The sequence below is a fragment of the Mycobacterium sp. genome (assembly GCF_044223235.1).
Lineage (GTDB): Bacteria > Actinomycetota > Actinomycetes > Mycobacteriales > Mycobacteriaceae > Mycobacterium.
Genome location: NZ_JBGAME010000036.1, coordinates 1 through 18,859 on the forward strand (window position 1 = coordinate 1; position 18,859 = coordinate 18,859).

The window sequence follows — 18,859 nt, forward strand, 5'->3', positions numbered from 1 at the left end:
GCCACCGAACTCTTGTCGGCGGCGTCGCGGCGTTCCCCTGGCGTGAACGTCTCGGCGAAGACCGTTCCGGGCTGGTCGACCTGCTCGGCGAAGTCATGAATGGAGACGAGATCGATTCCCACTCCGACTATCGCCACGCGAGCACCTTAGCGGATGTACACGTCGTCGTCACCGAGTCGGGCGTCTGCGTTGAGCAACATCGCCGCTTCCTGGCGCTTCTCCGGCACATCGTGGTCGAATCGACGTCCCTCGGGCCGCTCGTACATCGGCCGGCCACCGGCGATCGCCGACGCCAGCCTGCGCTGGCCGGCCCGGGTGCGCTGCTCGGCACGCGCGAGGTAATCCTCACGCTCCTCGGCGGGGAGCGCCGCCAGGAACGCCTGCGGATGCACCAGGGCGATCAGACCCGACACGTGCCCGAAGCCCAGGCTGGTGATCAGACCCGCCTTCAGCGGGAACTTCTCACCCAGCCGCAGGGTCTCGCGCACCCAGACGAAGTGACCGGAGCTGGCCAGCTCGTCGTCGACGCAGTCCAGGCTGCGGTTCGGCGGGATGACGCCGTCGCGCAGGATCTGGCACAGGCCCATCATCTGGAAGACCGCCGCGCCGCCCTTGGCGTGCCCGGTCAGCGTCTTCTGGCTGACGATGAACAGCGGCGCACCCTCCGACCGTCCCAGCGAGTCGGCCAGCCGCTCATGCAGCTCGGTCTCGTTGGGGTCGTTGGCCAGCGTCGAGGTGTCGTGCTTGGAGATCACCGCGATGTCGTCGGCACCCACACCCAGCTTGGCCAGCGAGCGGGCCAGCTGCGAATCCTTGCCCCCGCGGCCAGCGCCGAGCGCACCCAGCCCAGGCGCCGGGATCGAGGTGTGCACGCCGTCGCCGAAGCTCTGCGCGTACCCGACCACCGCAAGTACCGGCAGACCCATCTTGAGCGCAAGGTCGCCGCGGGCCAGCAGGATGGTGCCGCCGCCCTGGGCTTCCAGGAAGCCCAGCCGGCGCCGGTCGTTGGCACGCGAGAACTTCGAGTCACTGATGCCCTTGCCGCGCATCACCTCGGTGTCGGCGGTGGCCGCCATGTCACCGAAGCCGATGATGGCTTCCAGGGTCAGGTCGTCGTAGCCGCCGGTGACCACCAGTTCGGCCTTGCCGAGCCGGATCTTGTCGACGCCCTCCTCGAGGGACACCGCCGCGGTGGCGCACGCGCCGACCGGGTGGATCATCGCGCCGTAGCTGCCGATGTAGCTCTGAACCACATGCGCGGCAACGACGTTCGGCAGAACCTCCTGCAGGATGTCGTTCGGCTTGGCCCGCCCGAGCAGGTTGCCGTGGTACATCGTCTGCATCGAGGTCATGCCGCCCATGCCGGTGCCCTGTGTGGAGGCCACCAGGCTCGGGTGCACCCAGCGCATCAGCTCGGTCGGGGTGAAGCCCGAGGACAGGAACGCGTCGACGGTCGCGACGATGTTCCAGAGCGCCACCCGGTCGATCGAGTTGTTCATATCCGCGGTGATGCCCCAGACGGTCGGGTCGAACCCGGTCGGGATCTGGGCGCCCACCGTTCGCGACAGCTTCGTCTTGCGCGGAACCCGGATCTCGGTGCCCGCCTTGCGGATGACCTGCCAATCCGACGAATCCGGCACCGGCAGAGCGACGGTGTGCTCGGGATCGAACTCGATGAACGCGCGGGCATCGGCCTCACTGGACACGACGAACGAGAAGTCCTTGTCCAGGAACACCGAGACCAGCAGCGGCGACGCGTGATCGGGATCGATCGCACCGTCGTCGACGAACTCCCGAATACCACAGCGCCGCACCACTTCCTCGTGGTAGCGCTCGATCAGCTCGGACTCGGGCACCAGGTCGCCGTTTGCGGTGTCGTACCAGCCCGGCTTCGGGTCGTCCTCCCACTTGATCAGGCCTGTGGTCCAGGCCAATTCGAGGACGCCCGCCGCCGACAGCTCGTTGTCGACCTCCATCTCGAAGCGCGTGCGCGATGAGCCGTACGGGCCCAGCTCGGCACCGCCGACGATGACCACCAGATCGGCGGGGTCGACGTCGAGGTCGGCCCATTCCGGCGGCGGCGCGGGGGTGTATCCGCGAGGCGGCGACGGCAGCGCGGGGATGGTGTCGCCAGCGACATCGTCCTCGTCCACCCCGCCTTCCTTGCGCGCCTTGGCTTCCATTTCCCCGCGGGCCTTGGCGGCCAGCTCACCCATGTCGAGCTTGACCCCACCGAGGCCGCCGGTCAGGTCGACCTTCACCGGCTTCTCGGCGGCGGACACCTTCGAATCCACCGTGCACAGGTCGAGCAGCATGGAAGCCATCTCGGCCGTGGTGTAGGTGGTGACGCCGGCCTCCTCGACCGCGCTGACGATGGCGTCGTTGTGGCCCATCAGGCCGGTGCCCTTGGTCCAGCCGATCAGCGCATGGGCCAGGGTGACGCGCTGCGCCCACGACGACTCCGCACTCCAGCGGGCCACGACCGCGTCCAGCGCGGCCTTGGACTCGCCGTAGGCGCCGTCCCCGCCGAACATGCCGCGGTTGGGCGAGCCGGGCAGCACCACGTGCAGCCGCGACGCGATATCACGCTCGGACCCGATGGTCGACAGCCCCGCGATGAGCCGCTCGACGGCCCACAGCAGCACCTTCATCTCCATCTCGGACCGCGAACCGGCCTCCGACAGATCCCCGGCGACGCGCGGCGCCGCGAACGGGAACAGCAGCGTCGGAGTCTGAGCGTCCTTGACGTGCATGGACTTCGGCCCGAGGCTCTCGACCTGCTCGTTGCCGACCCACTCCACCAGCGCGTCGACGTCGGAGTAGGAGGCCATGTTGGCAGGCACGACCCACAGCGTGGCGCCGAAGCGGGCGTTGTCGCGGTAGAGCTTCTTGTAGAACGCCAGGCGGCTGTCGTCGAGCTTGGAGGTCGTCGCGATGACCGTCGCGCCACCCTCCAGCAGCTGGGCGGCCACCGACGCGGCGATCGAGCCCTTCGAGGCTCCCGTCACGACGGCGATCTCCTCGGCGTAGCGGCCCTTCTCGGGGCTCTCCGCGCCTGCGGCGATGCGTCCGTACAGCGACGCGTGGACCTTGCGACCGGCCGCCAGCGCCCTGCCCTGCCACCAGTTGGCCTGGGTGGCCACGGTGTGCCCGGCGCCTTCGAACCGCTCCGACAGCCGGTCCCACTGCGCTTCGACGTCGTCGTCCTCGGTCAGCCACAGCCGGACCAGATCCTCACGGGCGCTGGCCCAGCGGTCGTCGAGCACGACGGCCTTCTTGGCGTCGAAGGCGGGTGCCACCAGGCGGGGCCAATCCGAACCCAGTTCGGCGCTGACCAGCTCCACCAGGTCGGCGTCGCTGACCTTCTCCGGCGCGGTGACCGGGGTGTCGAATCCCAGCTGGCCGAGCACCAGGCGGGCCGCGGAGGCAAGGACGCCGTCGGGTCCGGTGACCTTGTCGGCGAACTCCCCCAGCGCGGCGGAGTCGACGACCCCACCGCCCCCGCCGCCTGCGGACGGCGGCGAGACCGGGATGCCCTTGCGCGCACCGAGCGCCGTCACCGCGGCATCGATCGCCTTGTCGACCGCGCCGGTATCGGCCAGCGCGCCGTCGCTCAGACCGCCGAGTGCACCGCCGCGGACACTGGAACCCTCCCGGGTGCCCAACGCGACCTCGACGATCGCGTGCTTGGCCCAGCCCTCGCCGAGGTCCCAGGTCTTGGTGACCCGCTCGGTGATGTACGCGGGCCGCTTACCGGACGGCCCGAGGACCGTGCGCAGCTGATCGTTGATGGCGTCGGACAGCACCGGGCCGAACGGCTTGTATGTGCGTGCCAGCTTGGACACCTGACCCTTGAGCGCACCCAGGTCGGCCTCGGCCGCACCGTCGATGGCACCCAGGTTCAGCTCGGACCCGAGGTCGACCAGCATCTGGTTGCGCCGCGAGGACGCCCCGTCGGTGATGGTCTCGATGGAGTCCAGCGCCTCGATCTGGTCGATGCGGATCTTGGCCGACAGCGCGATGAGCGCCACAGTGGCATCGGCGGCGTCGAACGCGATGTCGTCCGGGCGCGGCCCGCCGGCGGGGGCGGCCACCGGTGCGGGCGCCGCCGCAGCCGCGGGAGTCGCCTCGGCCGCGGGAGCAGGCGCACCAGCGGGGGCGTCCTCGACGTCGGTTTCCGGTTCCGGATCGGTGTCGTTCGCGAACAGCACCGCGGCGTCCCGCTCGGCGTTGAGCACTTCCACCGTGCTGTGGGCGTACTCGGGCAGCTTGAGCGTGTTGGTGGCAAGGCCCGCGACGGTCGGCGCGTTCTTCACACCGATCTCGACGAACCGCTCCACACCGAGGCCGCCCGCGGCCTCCTCGATGAAGAGCAGATCCTGCGTCTCGATCCAGCGGACCGGGCTGGCGAACTGCCAGGCCAGCAACTCGATGATGATCTTGCGGCACAGCTCGCTCGGTCGCTCGTTACGCCACGTGTCGTAGTCGGCCAGGATCTCGTCGAGCGGCTCCGCGGGCACCAGCTCGCGGATCTCCTCGATGAAGTCACGATCCATCGTGAACGGCCTCGGCACCAGGTTCGGGATATAGCGCCCGACGACCAGGCTCGGGTCCTTGCCGTGCGGCATGACCCGGTCCAGCGCCCGGCGGAAGTCGTTGACGCCCACCCGCAGCACGCTGGAGTGGAAGGGCACGTCGATGCCGGGAACCAGGATGAACGAGCGCTTGCCGCCGGAGATCTCGCGCCTGCGCTCGACCTCGGCCTCCAGGGCCTCCAGGCCGGCGACGGTGCCCGCGATGGCGTACTGCGAACCACGCAGGTTGAAGTTGACGATCTCCAGGAATTCACCGGTACTCGCCGCGATATCCGCGACGAAGGCCTTCACATCGTCGTCGGGCAGGTCGATCTGCGACGGCCGGATGGCGGCCATCCGGTAGTTGGACCGGCCCTGCGCGTCGCGCGGCACGATGTCGTGCATCTTGCTGCCGCGGTGGAACACGGCCTCCAGCAGGCCCTCCAGCTCGTAGACGTTGCTCACGCAGGCCAGGGCGGTGTACTCACCGACCGAGTGGCCGCAGGCGATGGCGCCCTCGACGAAGGCACCCTGCTCGCGCATCTCGGCGACCTGGGCCGCCGCGGTGGTGGCCATCGCGACCTGGGTGAACTGGGTCAGATACAGCACGCCGTCGGGGTGGTGGTAGTGCACACCGGAGGCGATCAGGCTGGTCGGGTTGTCCCGCACCACGTGCAGCACCGAGAAGCCCAGGGTCTCGCGGGTGAACTTGTCGGCCTTGTCCCAGACCTTGCGGGCGGCCTTGGACCGGGCGCGCACATCCATGCCCATGCCCTTGGACTGAATGCCCTGGCCGGGGAAGGCGTAGACGGTCTTGGGGGCCAACAGCACCGCGGTGGCGGCCATCTTCAGGTCCGACCCGACGCGGGCGGAGATCTCCAGAACCTCACCGCCGAGATCGACACCGACGCGGTCCACCCGGAAGTCGACCTCGTCGCCGGGCAGCACCATGCCGAGGAACCGCGCGGTCCAGCCGACGAGCTTGGCGGGCGGGGCGGGCTTACCGTCGGTGGCCGTGGCGACGTGCTGGGCGGCGGCAGACAACCACATGCCGTGCACGATGGGCGATTCCAGGCCGGCCAGCAGCGCGGCCGCCTGATCGGTGTGGATCGGGTTGTGGTCACCGGACACCACCGCGAACGGCCGCATGTCGATCGGCGCGGTCAGGGTGACGTCACGGCGGCGACGGCGCGGCGTGTCGGTCGCGTTGTCCGACACCGCTCCCCCGGCGCGCAGCGGATCGGCCAGCTCGGCCTCACCGGTGCGGCCGCGGATGGCGAACCGCTCCTCGAGCTTGGCCAGCACGGTGCCCTCGGCGTCGGTGACGACGACCGACACCGGGACCACGCGGCCCACCTCGGTGTCATAGGCGGCGGACGCCGATGCGGTGACCGTCAGTTCGGCGGGTTCCTTGGGCAGCGGCTTGACCAAGTGCGCGGCGTGGTCGAGATGGACCAGGCTGAGCAGCCCTTCCACCACCGGGAAACCGGTGTCAGTGACGGCCGACCCAATGGCGGCGAAGACGGCGGGCCAGCAGCGACCGACCAGCGCGTCGGGGACGACGGTCAGCGTCGGCGCCAGCGGGGCGCCGAACGTCGCGGTGACGCCGGTGTGGTCGGCGACGCGCTCGGGGTCCCAGGCGACCGTGACGGTGACAGCGCCCGTCGCGTCGGGCACGGGCAGGGCGTCGGGGCCGTCGACATCGGCCGCGATGGCCAACACCGACCGCATCGCCGTGGCGGCGTCCTCGGTGGTCACGATCGGGGCGCCGCCGTTGATGGCCGTCGCCGGGATGGTGAAGTTGATCTGCACCCAGGTGTCCGACAGCGGAACGCTCAGCACGACCTTCTGATCCCCGGGTCGCTTCGCTCCTGCCCGCCGGACCTGGTCATCGGCGACGACCTCGAGGCGCGCCCCGGTCGGGTGGTGTGTGGCGGTGCGCTCGTCGTGCACCTGCCACTCGGCGGGATCGGCGATCCGGTGCACGGGGCTGGTGGCGGTGCGGCCGGCCCACAGCACGTCGGGCGAGTCGAGCACCAGCGCCAGCGGACCCGTGACGTTCTGCAGGCGGGAAACGACGGCGACCGGCGCCGCACCCGCAGCGATGACCTCGTCGATGGCGGCCTGCTCGAAGCGGTCGAGCAGCTCGCCGACCGGCTCGTCGACCCGGGTGATCCCGGCGACGGCCGAGGTGCCCGGGATGATGCACACCTGATCGGCGGAATAGCGGGCGTCGTGCGCCTGCCACAGCGAGTCGCTGCGCCACCAACGGCGCACATCCTTGTCGATGACCGGCACGAAGTTCACCGGCTTGCCCAGCGACTTGCACAGCTGGACGAAGAACGACACGTCCGCCGGGTGCAGCGTCACGGACTCGGCATCCGGGTAGGAGGCCAGCAGCGCGGTGATGGCGGCGTCGGGGTTCTCCAGCAGCGCCTCACCGGCTTCGGTTGCGCCATAAAGGGTTTCGATGGGGCCGTAATCCTTGGCGTTCAGCCGCGCCTCGGCGCGCTGCAGCATCTCCTGGAAGCGGTCCCGCCAGGTGATGTCCAGCCACGGCGAGCCGGCCTTGCGGGTGTCGGCGGTGCTGTCGCCGTCGCCGATGGCCAGCTCGACGTAGCGCTGCAGCCACTGCAGGTACGTCATCGCGTCGACATCGCCGAAGTACGGCTTGGCGGTGTCGGCCATCGCGGCGATGATTTCGTCACGGCGCTCGGCGACGGCGTCGGCGTCGCCGGCTACATCGTCGAGCAGCCGGCCGCAGCGCGACGCGGTGTTGTCGATCTCGTGGATGTCGGCACCGAGCTGGCTGCGCCCGGAGGCCATGCCGCCCTGCGCCTTACCGGCGCCGACCCACTGATCGGTGCCCTGGGTGTCGACCAGCATCTGCTTGACCTGCGGGCTGGTGGTGGCCTCCAGCGTGGCCATCGCGGCGGTACCGACCAGGATGCCGTCGACCGGCATCAGCGGGAATCCGTAGGACTCCGACCACCGGCCGGACAGGTACTCCGCGGCGCGCTCGGGCGTGCCGATGCCGCCGCCGACGCAAACGGTGATGTTGGAGCGGCCACGCAGTTCGGAGTAGGTGGCCAGCAGCAGGTCGTCCAGGTCTTCCCAGGAGTGGTGGCCGCCGGCGCGGCCGCCCTCGATGTGGGCGATGACAGGCTTGGTGGGAACCTCGGCGGCGATGCGGATCACCGAACGGATCTGCTCGACGGTGCCCGGCTTGAACACCACGTGGGTGATGCCGATGTCGTTGAGTTCGCCGATCAGCTCGACGGCTTCCTCGAGGTCGGGGATGCCCGCGGTGACGATGAGGCCGTCGATCGGCGCACCGGACTGACGGGCACGCTGCACCAGGCGCTTCCCGCCCACCTGCAGCTTCCACAGGTACGGGTCGAGGAACAGCGAGTTGAACTGGACGGCACGGCCCGGCTCGAGCAGGGTGGTCAGCTCGGCGACTCGATCGTTGAAGATCTCTTCGGTGACCTGGCCGCCACCGGCAAGCTCGGCCCAGTGGCCGGCGTTGGCGGCAGCGGCCACGATCTTCGCGTCGACGGTCGTGGGGGTCATGCCCGCAAGCAGGATCGGCGAGCGGCCGGTCAGCCGGGTGAACTTGGTCGACAGCTTGACCGAGCCGTCCGGCAGGCTGACGACGGTCGGCGCGTAGCTCGACCACGGCTTGGCCACCTCGGGCACGGCGCCGACGGTGAACAGGTTGCGCTGTCCGCCGCGGGTGGCAGCGGGCACGATGCCGATGCCGAGGCCGCGGATGACCGGCGCGGTCAGGCGGGTGAGGATATCGCCGGGGCCCAGATCCAGGATCCACTTGGCGCCGGCGTCGTTCAGCGCGGAGATCTCGTCCACCCAGTCCACCGGGTCGATCAGAATGGCCTGGGCCATCTTGCGCGCCAGGTCGACGTCCACGCCGACTGCCTCGGCCCATCCGGCGACGATGTCCACGCCGTCGGACAGCCTCGGGGTATGGAAGCCGACCTCGACCTGGACGGGATCGAAGACGGGGCTGAAGACGGCGCCGCCGCGCAGCTTGTTCTTGCGCTCGCCCTCTTCCTTCTCGGAGATCTGCTGGCAGTACAGCTCGAAGCGGGACAGCTGTTCGGGAGTGCCGGTGATGACGACCGACCGGCGACCGTTGCGGATGGACAGCACGGGCGGCAGCACGGTGCGGACGTCCTGGCTGAACTCCTCGAGCAGCGCGTGGATGCGCTCGGGTTCGGCGTTGGTCACCGAGACCATCGGCGGGCGGTCGCCGAGCACGGTGATACCGCGCCTGCGGGCGACCAGCGTGCCCGCGGCGCCGATGAGCTGCGCGAGCGCGAGCAGCTCGACGTCCTTGGCGCCGCCGGCGGCCAGCGCCTCGACGCCCAGCACGCCCTGGGAGTGCCCGGCGACGGCCACCGGAGGGGTCTCCCGCAGGTCCATGCCCTGACGGGCCAGCGCGCGCACCGCGGCGATCTGGGTGAGCAGAACGCCCGGCACCGAGACGGCGGCAGACGTCAGCTGCTTGTCGGAGGGCACCGGCTCCTCGGCGGCCAGTGCACGGACCCAGTGCAGCGGCTCGAAGCCGATCGGCCGCACCACCACCAGTTCCTTGGCGACGGGCTCAAGCATGAGCTCGGCCTCACCGGCCAGCGTGGCGAGCTCGGCCTCGATCCCGGCTGCGGAAACGAGTTCCTCGAGCGTCTCCAGCCACGCGCTGCCCTGCCCGCCGAAGGCGACGGCAAAGGGTTCACCCGCGGTCAGACGATCAACCAGGGCGTAGCTGGACTTCGCCGAATCCGATTCGCCGTCCCAACCGGTGGATACCCTGTCATGCTCGTGGATCGTCACGTCTTACTTCTCCCTTGCTGCTCATCTCGCGCGGTGGCGACTCGCTTCGCGTATCGCTCGCCGAGGATGCGGCGGTCGTCTTTCATTCGTCTTTTATCGTGGACGGTCTGCGCTTCCGCGAAGACCGTCGCGATTCTGCGTCGAATCCGGGTCGAGCCGGGTCCATCGGTCGATGGGCCCGACACTCCTGCCGTACTAAGAGTGGCATAAGAACCTGGACCATCTTCCCGCCGAAATTGGTTACTGGCGAGTACTACGCACGGGTAACAAGCGGTTGCATAACACGCCGCCGCGGACCGGCCGAACATGCCCGGTACAAACATCCTGCTGGCGGGCGGTTACGGCCGAGTAGCCCTAACACTGCAGATCACAGCAGTTCCGTTATCAAATCGTTATCTAAGAATTTTGCATCGCCGGATTCACGTCCGTCGAATGAGACGCACGCCACATTCTAACCCGAACTCGCCGAAACCCGTCAAAGATGTTTGCTGGCGAGGTCGAATCCAGTACCGATCGGGGTCAATCCCACTGCCCGTACCGAGGCCTGAGAATGTGGTTGATGTCGACGCCGACTCCCCCGACCTTGCGCTTGTCGATCTCCACCTGGTGCAGGTGCGCCGCGGGGTGGGCGACGCGCCCGGGCGAACCCCAGTTGTGCTGCCAGAAGTAGGTTCCGATGCCGTCCTGCAGCGCCCACTCGATGGTCTTCGAGTTCGCATACACCCCGACGCGCTGGTGTCCGAGCACCGCCTCCCAACCCTTCAGATAGGGCGCGACCTGCTGTTTGTACTGCTCGAAGGTCGGATCGTCGTCGATGGACGCGTATACCGGTGCACCGTAGGAGCCGCCGGCCGCCACATGCAGCTGCCATCCCCGGTTGGCGTGCTGGACACCGGCGGGCTGGCCGCCCAGCCAATCGGCGGTGTCCGCCTTGCCGTACTGGTAGCAGGACACGATCTTCAGCCCGTTCTGGTACAGATCGCGGGCCTCCGCCAGCTGGATCGGCTTGCCGAGCATCCACTCGCCGCCCGGCCGCCGGTCGGATACGTAACGAATAGCTCCGAGGGCGCCGGAGGCGCGGATCTCGGCCGCGCCGATCACCCCGGCCGCATAGTCGAGCAACACACCCAGGGGGTCCGCGGAGGCGTGCGCAGCAGTCACGGCGTGCAGGCCCAGCGCGGCGGGAGCGGCGGCAGCGCACTTGAGTACGGTGCGCCGGGGGATCGACACGTGCCTCAGAATACGACAGCTACCCCGTCAACCACATGAACGCCACAGGTCACAGCCGTATCAGGGATCCCTGGGATCCCGGCATCGGCTCCCCGGCAGGGCACCGGTATCCGCACGGGCCATGACGAATATCGCGGCTCCTTGCTGCGATGGCTGCGAAATCAGCGATGGCCATGCGCTACGACAGCGGAATTCCTACGATGAGCCATGGCTTCCGGGACCGTCAGCCCACACCCCGGTGCGCCGGGCGCCGCGGCCGTGCGTGACCCCCAGATCGAGCTCGTCGGGGTGCGCAAGGAGTTCGGCGCCGCCGACCGGGGCGGCCACGTCGTCGCGGTCGAGGGTGCCGACCTCACCGTCGCCGACGGCGAGCTGTTCGCGATCCTCGGTCCATCGGGCTCGGGTAAGACCACGGTGCTGCGGATGATCGCCGGCTTCGAGCAGCCCACGGCGGGGGTCATCCGGCTCGGTGGCGTCGACGTCACGGGGCTGCCCGCCCGCCGCCGCGACGTCAACACGGTGTTCCAGGAGTACGCGCTGTTCCCGCACATGACCGTGGGCCAGAACGTCGAGTACGGCATGAAGGTGCGCGGGGTGCCCAAGGCCGAGCGGCGGCAGCGCACCGCCGACGCGCTGGACATGGTCCGGCTCAGCGAACTTGCGCCGCGCAGGCCCGCGCAGCTGTCGGGCGGTCAGCGCCAACGGGTGGCCCTGGCCCGTGCCCTGGTGGGCAGGCCGCGGGTGCTGCTGCTCGACGAGCCGCTCGGTGCACTCGACCTCAAGCTACGCGAGCAGATGCAGGTCGAGCTGAAGGCGATCCAGCGCGAGGTCGGCATCACGTTCGTGATCGTCACCCACGACCAGGACGAGGCGTTGACCCTGTGCGACCGGCTCGCGGTGTTCAACAACGGTCGCATCGAACAAATCGGCGCGGCCCGCGACGTCTACGAAAACCCGGCGAACCGATTCGTCGCCGACTTCGTCGGCACGTCCAACGTGCTCGACGGGGCCGCCGCCGAGGCGGTGATCGGCCGCGTCGGTATGTTCGCCGTGCGCCCGGAGCGTATCGCCGTGCTGGCGCCCGGATACGACGTGGGCCCCGGCATGCGGGCGGTGGAGGCGGTCGTCGCCGAACTCATCTACGCGGGGCCGCTGACCCGTATCGCCGCCGTCGCCGCGCCGGGTGTGACCCTCTCGGCGACCGTGCTCACCGCGAACACGTCGCTGCCTGCCGACCTGGACCACGGCGCTCCCGTCACGCTGGCCTGGCAGGACAGCGCCGTTCACCGACTCGACACCGCATCCGACAGTGCACCCGTCTAGCAAGGAGTGGCCATGAGATCTATGAAATCCATTGCGCGTCTTGGCATTACACTGGCAGCCTGCGTCACCCTAGCCGTGGCGTGTTCGAGTTCGGAGCAGTCGGGCGGTGGCGAACAGGCCCCACCCAAACTGGAGCCGCTCAGCGCGCTCGGTGACGGCGAGGGCGAGCTGAACCTGATCGCGTGGCCGGGCTACGCCGAGGACGGCTCCAACGATCCCAGTGTCGACTGGGTGACGCCCTTCGAGCAGGAGACGGGCTGCAAGGTCAACATCAAGATCGGCAACACCTCCGACGAGATGATCCAGCTGATGAGAACGGGCCAGTACGACGGCGTTTCGGCGTCCGGTGACGCCACGCTTCGGCTGATCTACGCCGGGGACGTCGCGCCGGTGAACACCGACCTGGTGCCCAACTACGAATCCATCGTCGCGTTCCTCAAGGACAAGTCGTGGAATTCTGTGGACGGCCAGATGTACGGCGTGCCGCACGGCTGGGGCGCCAACCTGCTCATGTACAACGTGAATGTGGTTCGCGACGCGCCGAATTCGTGGGCTGCGGTGTTCGACCAAGCCGGCGACTACAAGGGCAAGGTGACCGCATACGACTCGCCGATCTACATCGCCGACGCGGCGCTGTACCTGTCGAAGACCAAACCGGAGCTGGGGATCAAAGACCCCTACTCGCTGACACCGGAGCAACTCGACGCGGCGGCCGACCTGCTCAAGGCGCAGCGGGAGAACATCAGCGAGTACTGGTCGGACTACACCAAGGAGGTGCAGGCCTTCGAATCGGGCACGTCGGTGATCGGCACCACCTGGCAGGTGATCGCCAACACCATCGGCGCGGACAACAAGGTCCAGGTCAACACCGTGCTGCCGACGGAGGGCTCGACCGGCTGGTCGGACACCTGGATGGTCGCGGCGAAGGCCGCCCACCCCAACTGCATGTACAAGTGGATGAACTGGATCACCTCGCCGGAGATCAACGCCCAGGTAGCCGAGTACTTCGGCGAGGCGCCCGCACAGACCAAGGCCTGTGATTTCACCAGCCAGAAGGACTTCTGCGACATCTACCACGCCACCGACGAGGAGTACGCCGCGCAGATCCACTACTGGACCACCCCGCAAAAGAAGTGCGTCGACGGCAGCGGTGACAACTGCACGGCCTACAACGAGTGGGTCGACAAGTGGCAGCAGATCAAGGGCTGACCGCGCCGACCCACCCTGGCGCGAGGCCCACCCACCCTGGCGCGAGCGTGCGTATCTGTACGCGCCGGACGGAGGTGTCGGCGCGACGCGCTGAGGTGGGGGGGACCGGCGGGTCGCGAGAGGGGGTGGTGATGGTGCGCCAGCGGATCAGCCTGGTCCTTCTGCTCGTGCCGCCGATGGCCTGGCTGGTCGTCGCCTATCTGGGATCGCTTGCGGTGCTGCTGGTTTCGGCGTTCTGGAGCACCGACACCTTCACCGGCGCGGTGATCCGCACGTTCACCACCGACAACATCGTGCGGGTGCTGACCGACGGGGTGTTCCGCACGGCGACGCTGCGCACCGTCGCGGTCGCCGGTGCGGTGACGGTCATCTGCGCCGTGTTGGCGGTGCCACTTGCGCTGTACATGGCCAAGATCGCCTCGCCGCGGGCCCGACTGGCCCTGGTGGTCGCGGTGACGACCCCGCTGTGGGCGAGCTATCTGGTCAAGGCTTACGCCTGGCGGATGCTGCTGTCCCCGGAGGGGCCACTGGCCTGGACGACGGGGTACAGCCCCGGGTACGGCCTGGTGGCCACCGTCATCACGCTGACGTATCTGTGGTTGCCCTACATGGTGATCCCGGTGTTCGCGGCCTTCGAAAGGGTGCCCGACGCCCTGATCGACGCGAGCTCCGACCTGGGCGCTTCGGATCTGTCCACGATGCGGATGGTGATGGCTCCGTTGGTGTTTCCCGGCATCGCCGCGGGATCGATCTTCACGTTCTCGCTGTCGCTGGGTGACTACATCGCGGTGACGATCGTCGGCGGCAAGACGCAGATGCTGGGCAACATCATCTACGGACAGCTCGTCACGGCAAACAACCAGCCGCTGGCGGCGGCGCTGTCGATCATCCCGCTGGCCGCGATCACCCTGTATCTGCTGGCGATGCGACGCACCGGCGCGCTCGAGAATGTGTGAGGTGGTCCCCTGATGCTCTCGGCGGGTGCCCGGCGGGCGGTGCGGGCGTGGACGGTGCTGGTGCTGGGGTTCCTCTACGCACCCCTGCTGCTGGTGGTCGTCAACGCTTTCAACTCGTCGCGCACGTTCGCATTCCCACCCAGCGGTTTCACGCTGCAGTGGTGGATGGACGCCTGGCACAGCGAGGGGATGTGGAGATCGCTGGCAAACTCGGTGGTGGTGGGCCTTGCCGCCACCGCGATCGCGCTCGTGCTCGGCACGATGGCGGCGTTCGCGGTGCAGCGCTACCGCTTCTTCGGCCGCAACACCGTGAGTTTCCTTGTGGTGCTGCCGATCACGCTGCCCGGAATCGTCACCGGCATCGCCCTGAACGCCACGTTCACCTCCGCGCTGGGCGTCACCCTTGGCCTGGCCACCGTGATCATCGGGCACGCGACGTTCTGCATCGTGATCGTGTTCAACAACACGCAGGCCAGGCTGCGACGGCTGGGCACCAATCTGGAGGACGCCTCCGCCGATCTCGGCGCGTCGTCATGGCAGACCTTCCGGTACGTGACGTTCCCGATGATGCGAGGCGCGCTGCTCGCAGGTGCGATCCTGGCCTTCGCGCTGAGTTTCGACGAGATCGTCGTCACGACCTTCACGGCCGGCCCGAAGGTGCAGACGCTGCCGATCTGGATCTTCGGCAACCTGTTCCGGCCCAATCAGGCGCCAGTCATCAACGTGGTGGCCGCGACGCTGACCGTGTTGGCGATCATCCCAGTGTGGCTGGCGCAACGGTTCGGGGGTGATCCCGCATCGACGCGGGTGTGAAGGGGCGCTAGCAGGGCCGCGGTTCGACCTGACGGTCGAGTGCGGCGATGTAGCCGGCTGCCACGGCATCGAGGCGTCGCACGATCTCCGGCTTAAAGCGCTGTGTGAGCATGGTGTCGGCGAGGTCACAGTAGTCCCGCATGATCCGGTCCAGCTCGTGAACGTCCAGGTCGGGGCTGTCGAGAGCCGCGCCGAACCGTGTGGCGACGCAATCGTGCAGACCGTCGGCCAAGTCGGCCGCCAGCCCGTCGATCGCGCGGTGCGCGGCGTCGTAGACGTGCAGGACCGCCCGCAGATAGGGCAGTTTGTGGCGGGTTCTGGCCAGCACTCCCCCGATGGCGGGATCGGTGACCACCACCACCCCGTCGACAACGTCGACAAGCCCGTGTTCACGCAGTTGCCTGACCTCGTCGATCGCCGGATCCACCTCGGGCAACGCAACTGCTCCGTCGCACCGGAGCGCAGCAGCACCCGACCCGTTGCCGCTATGCGGCGAGACGAAGACGGCACGGCGCAATCCCAGCGAATCCGCCAGATTGGTGCCCTCGCGCATGCTGGCGAAGAACTCCGCGATATGCGCCGAATTGAAGCCCTTTCGCAGCAGGTGGTCGATGGTCGCCAGCTGGGCCAGGTGCACATCGTCGTAAAGGGCCGCACGGCCCTGCCGACGCGGCGGATCGAGCAGCCCGCGCTCTCGGTAGGCACGGATGTTGCGCGCGCTGACCCCGGAGAGACGGGCCAGCGCGTCGAGCCGGTACTCAGCCAAGCCGACGCACCTCACACGCCGTCGCCCGCGCGTCGCGTCGGGTGAAACACCACCAATGCATTGCGCCACTGTACCCCCACCCGCGTGTACGAGCGAATTTTCAGCGCATCCTGTCAAACTTCATGCAATCGGCATTTCAACACCGTTTATCTGCATGTATATGAAAACCGCTGTCTTAATACGACCCGGGTGATGCAATTTCAGCCAACTATATGCGAATGCAAGGACGGGCATCCGGTGAGTGACTTCACCGTCGGGCGATTGGAATCGGGACCGGCCGATGCGCGACGATGGGGGCCGAGAGACATTCCGGCCATTCCCGTTTGAAGCGGGTACGACGAAGGGTTCTGTGTGCGTCCCTGGATCGTCTGGGCCACCGGACTACTGGCATACATCGTCGCGGTGCTCGATCGCACGACACTGGGCGTCTCGGGTCTGGACGCGGCCGCTCGCTTCAACGCCAGCCCGAGCGTGTTGTCGACGTTCGTCGTCCTTCAGGTGATCGTGTACGCATGCGCCCAGGTGCCCGCGGGGCTGTTGTTGGACCGGTTCGGCTCGCGGGCGCTGATCGCGGCGGGCGCTGGGCTGATGGCGTCTGGGCAGTTCGTGCTCGCCTTCAGCGAGTCGCTGCCCGCCGCGATCGCGGCGCGGGCGGTCGTCGGACTCGGTGACGCGCTGACGTTCATCTCGGTGCTGCGCCTGGTGCCGCACTGGTTCCCGCCCAGACAGGTGCCGCTGGTCACCCAGCTCACCGGCATCTGCGGACAGCTCGGCCAGGTGCTCTCGGCGGTGCCGTTCCTGGCCGTACTGTCCGGTCGGGGATGGACCGTCGCATACGCCGCGGTGGCCTCGCTGGGCGTGCTGGCGATCGTCCTGACGCTGGCCTTGGTGAAGAACACCCCGCACGGGCGGGTGGTGACGACCGAGACCATGTCCATCCGGGACGTGCTCGCAAGCGTGAAGACGGTGTGGCTGCGGCCGGGGACACGGCTGGGCTTCTTCACGCACATGGGGACGCAGTTCTCGGTGACCGTGTTCGCGCTGATGTGGGGAGTCCCGTACCTCACCGTCGCGCAGGGGATGTCCACGGGCGCGGCCGGATCGCTGCTCACCGTCTCGGTGGTCGCCGCGATCTTGTCGGGTGTCGCGGTGGGTTTGTTCACCGGCAGGCATCCGCATCGGCGCTCCCGATTGGTGCTGGCCATCATCGCCAGCAACGCCATCGTCTGGACGGTGGTGCTGGCCTTGCCGGGACGCTCGCCGCACTGGCTGCTCGTCGTGCTGATCGTGGTCATCTCGGTCGGCGGGCCGGGCTCGATGGTGGGGTTCGACTTCGCGCGGACGTTCAACCCGAGCGCCACCTTGGGAACGGCTCAGGGCATGGTCAACATGGGCGGCTTCCTGGCCTCGCTGATGGTGATGCAGGCGATGGGCACGATCATCGGGGCGGCGGGCGGCTACTCGTTCGAATCGTTCCGGCTGGCCTGGACGGTTCAGTACGCGGTCTGGCTACTGGCCACGGCCGGCATCCTCATCACCCGCAGGAAGACGCGCAGATTGCTGGAACTCGAGCAGGAGCGCATGTTGCTCGAGGGTTTCGAGGCGCACCCGCAGGCGCCGCCCTCCGAACGTCCCCGTTAGGACCCGGCCAGCTGCGCGGCGATCGTCGCCGTGACACGCCGGTGGCCCACCGACTCGTACCCGACGACGGGGACCAACGGCGCCAGCATCACCACGAGCAGACAGACCGCCATGTCGACGCCGCCGGCGGCCAGCCAGACCGCTGCGCCCAGCACCGCGGCCGACGCCGCCAGCAATACCGCCGCCAGCGCGTCGAACGCCGCCACCAGCAGCGAGTAGATCAGGTACACACCGGCGATGAACAGCCCGACCGGCACGGCGACCGTGAGCACGGTTTCCACGGGTCCGAGTTCGGAGTGATGCTCGATGTAGTACGCGGCCGCGTGCAGGCCCGCGCCGGTGGCCACGATGGCCCCGAACACCACGATGTGCCAATACCCGTACCGGAACGACCTGTCCGGGTGCGCATGCAGCAGCTCGCCGGCGGGGATCAGGAAGTACATCCACCACATGCCAAATGTCAGGCCGGTGCCGGCGACCGCAACCAGGACGGCGTCGGCGGACCACCCGCTGTCTGCGACGACGGCCGAGATGGATGCCACCGTGCCGACGACTCCCTCGCCGAGCGCGATGATCACCAATAGCCCGTACCGCTCGGCGATGTGGTGCGGATGCCATGGGGTGCGACCCCTGCGGGTCTCGACGAGGAACGGCCCCGCGAACTCGACCAGGATCAGCAGCAGACCCGTGACGGCGAACACCCCGACGGAGGTGTGCAGGACGATCTGGATGATCCACCCGATCTGGGCGACGACGATGAATGCGGCGTAGGTCAGGCAGGTCCGGCGACGCTCCGGGTCCTGCCGGGCGGCACGCAACCACTGGACCACCAGCGCGATTCGCATCACCACGTAGCCGGCGACCATGACCTCGTTGTCGACGTGTTCGCCGTGCTCGATCGACGTGTAAACCTGTGGCAGGCCGAGCGCGAGGATGAGGACACCGACCATCTGCAGCATTGTCAACAGCCGGTAGATCCAGTCGTCGGTGTCATAGGCCGAGGCGAACCAGCTGAAGTTGATCCACGCCCAGCAGATCGCGAACGTGGCGAAGCCGAACGCCGCCAGCCCGGGCCCGGCGTGGCCCTCGGCGAGCATATGAGCCAGCTGGGAGGCCGCGATGTCGAACGCGACGACGAAGGTGAGGTCGAACAGCAGTTCCAGAGGAGTGGCGACACGGTGTGTCTCGTGTGGATCACGGCCAGCCATCCGGCGCAGCCGGTGCGCCGGTGTGATCCTGGACTGCTGCGGCTCACTGACTGTCACGTTCGTCCTCTTTCCCGTGTCCCGGCCCGCCAGCCCGGCAGTGTCCGACCCGCATACATTCCACCCGATCGCGGTCGCGGGCAATCGGAGCAGGGCCACTCCACTGGTGGGCGCGGCCACCCGCCGCACACAAACGGGTATCGGATAGGTAGCCGATTACGTACTCCCCTATCGCAGGACGCGCCGCGGGCGGTGAGCGCCAGAGGTTTCAGTGTTGAACCCGTTGGGCGA

General features: G+C 68.3%; 9 protein-coding genes and 1 pseudogene. 5 read left to right on the forward strand and 5 right to left on the reverse strand.

What is annotated here, in order from left to right:
* The 3 genes and pseudogenes from ADBZ6K_RS24870 to ADBZ6K_RS24880 all read right to left on the reverse strand — a co-directional run.
* Positions 1-137 (reverse strand): annotated as a pseudogene (locus tag ADBZ6K_RS24870) (holo-ACP synthase AcpS); the annotation flags it as partial.
* A gap of 9 nt (positions 138-146) precedes the next feature.
* Positions 147-9,425, reverse strand: a complete 9,279-nt coding sequence (locus ADBZ6K_RS24875; RefSeq protein ID WP_526351751.1) for a fatty acid synthase subunit beta domain-containing protein — start codon at positions 9,423-9,425, stop codon at positions 147-149.
* A gap of 519 nt (positions 9,426-9,944) precedes the next feature.
* Complete coding sequence (locus ADBZ6K_RS24880; RefSeq protein ID WP_526351753.1) at positions 9,945-10,655, reverse strand: glycoside hydrolase domain-containing protein; 711 nt, start codon at positions 10,653-10,655, stop codon at positions 9,945-9,947.
* A 207-nt stretch (positions 10,656-10,862) separates the two neighbouring features.
* On the opposite strand from ADBZ6K_RS24880, the gene ADBZ6K_RS24885 reads away from it, so the two are divergent.
* The 4 genes from ADBZ6K_RS24885 to ADBZ6K_RS24900 all read left to right on the forward strand — a co-directional run bounded on the left by ADBZ6K_RS24885 (position 10,863) and on the right by ADBZ6K_RS24900 (position 14,956).
* Complete coding sequence (locus tag ADBZ6K_RS24885; protein ID WP_526351755.1) at positions 10,863-11,978, forward strand: ABC transporter ATP-binding protein; 1,116 nt, start codon at positions 10,863-10,865, stop codon at positions 11,976-11,978.
* A 21-nt stretch (positions 11,979-11,999) separates the two neighbouring features.
* Positions 12,000-13,187 carry an ABC transporter substrate-binding protein gene (locus ADBZ6K_RS24890; RefSeq protein WP_526351783.1) on the forward strand — a complete coding sequence of 396 codons (1,188 nt, stop codon included), beginning with the start codon at positions 12,000-12,002 and terminating at the stop codon, positions 13,185-13,187.
* A 131-nt stretch (positions 13,188-13,318) separates the two neighbouring features.
* On the forward strand, positions 13,319-14,143 hold the full coding sequence (locus ADBZ6K_RS24895) for an ABC transporter permease (RefSeq protein ID WP_526351757.1): 825 nt from the start codon (positions 13,319-13,321) through the stop codon (positions 14,141-14,143).
* A 12-nt stretch (positions 14,144-14,155) separates the two neighbouring features.
* The gene (locus ADBZ6K_RS24900; RefSeq protein ID WP_526351759.1) at positions 14,156-14,956 is read left to right on the forward strand and encodes an ABC transporter permease; all 801 of its coding nucleotides are present in this window, start codon (positions 14,156-14,158) and stop codon (positions 14,954-14,956) included.
* Between the two features lie 7 nt (positions 14,957-14,963).
* Here ADBZ6K_RS24900 and ADBZ6K_RS24905 read toward each other — a convergent pair whose 3' ends face one another.
* On the reverse strand, positions 14,964-15,722 hold the full coding sequence (locus tag ADBZ6K_RS24905) for a MerR family transcriptional regulator (RefSeq protein WP_526351761.1): 759 nt from the start codon (positions 15,720-15,722) through the stop codon (positions 14,964-14,966).
* Between the two features lie 351 nt (positions 15,723-16,073).
* On the opposite strand from ADBZ6K_RS24905, the gene ADBZ6K_RS24910 reads away from it, so the two are divergent.
* On the forward strand, positions 16,074-17,363 hold the full coding sequence (locus ADBZ6K_RS24910; protein WP_526351763.1) for an MFS transporter: 1,290 nt from the start codon (positions 16,074-16,076) through the stop codon (positions 17,361-17,363).
* Here the strand turns inward: ADBZ6K_RS24910 and ADBZ6K_RS24915 are convergent.
* Positions 17,360-18,571, reverse strand: coding sequence for a low temperature requirement protein A (locus ADBZ6K_RS24915; RefSeq protein ID WP_526351785.1), 1,212 nt, complete (start codon positions 18,569-18,571; stop codon positions 17,360-17,362). The two genes, ADBZ6K_RS24910 and ADBZ6K_RS24915, sit on opposite strands and share 4 nt — an antisense overlap.
* Positions 18,572-18,859: the final 288 nt, after the last annotated feature.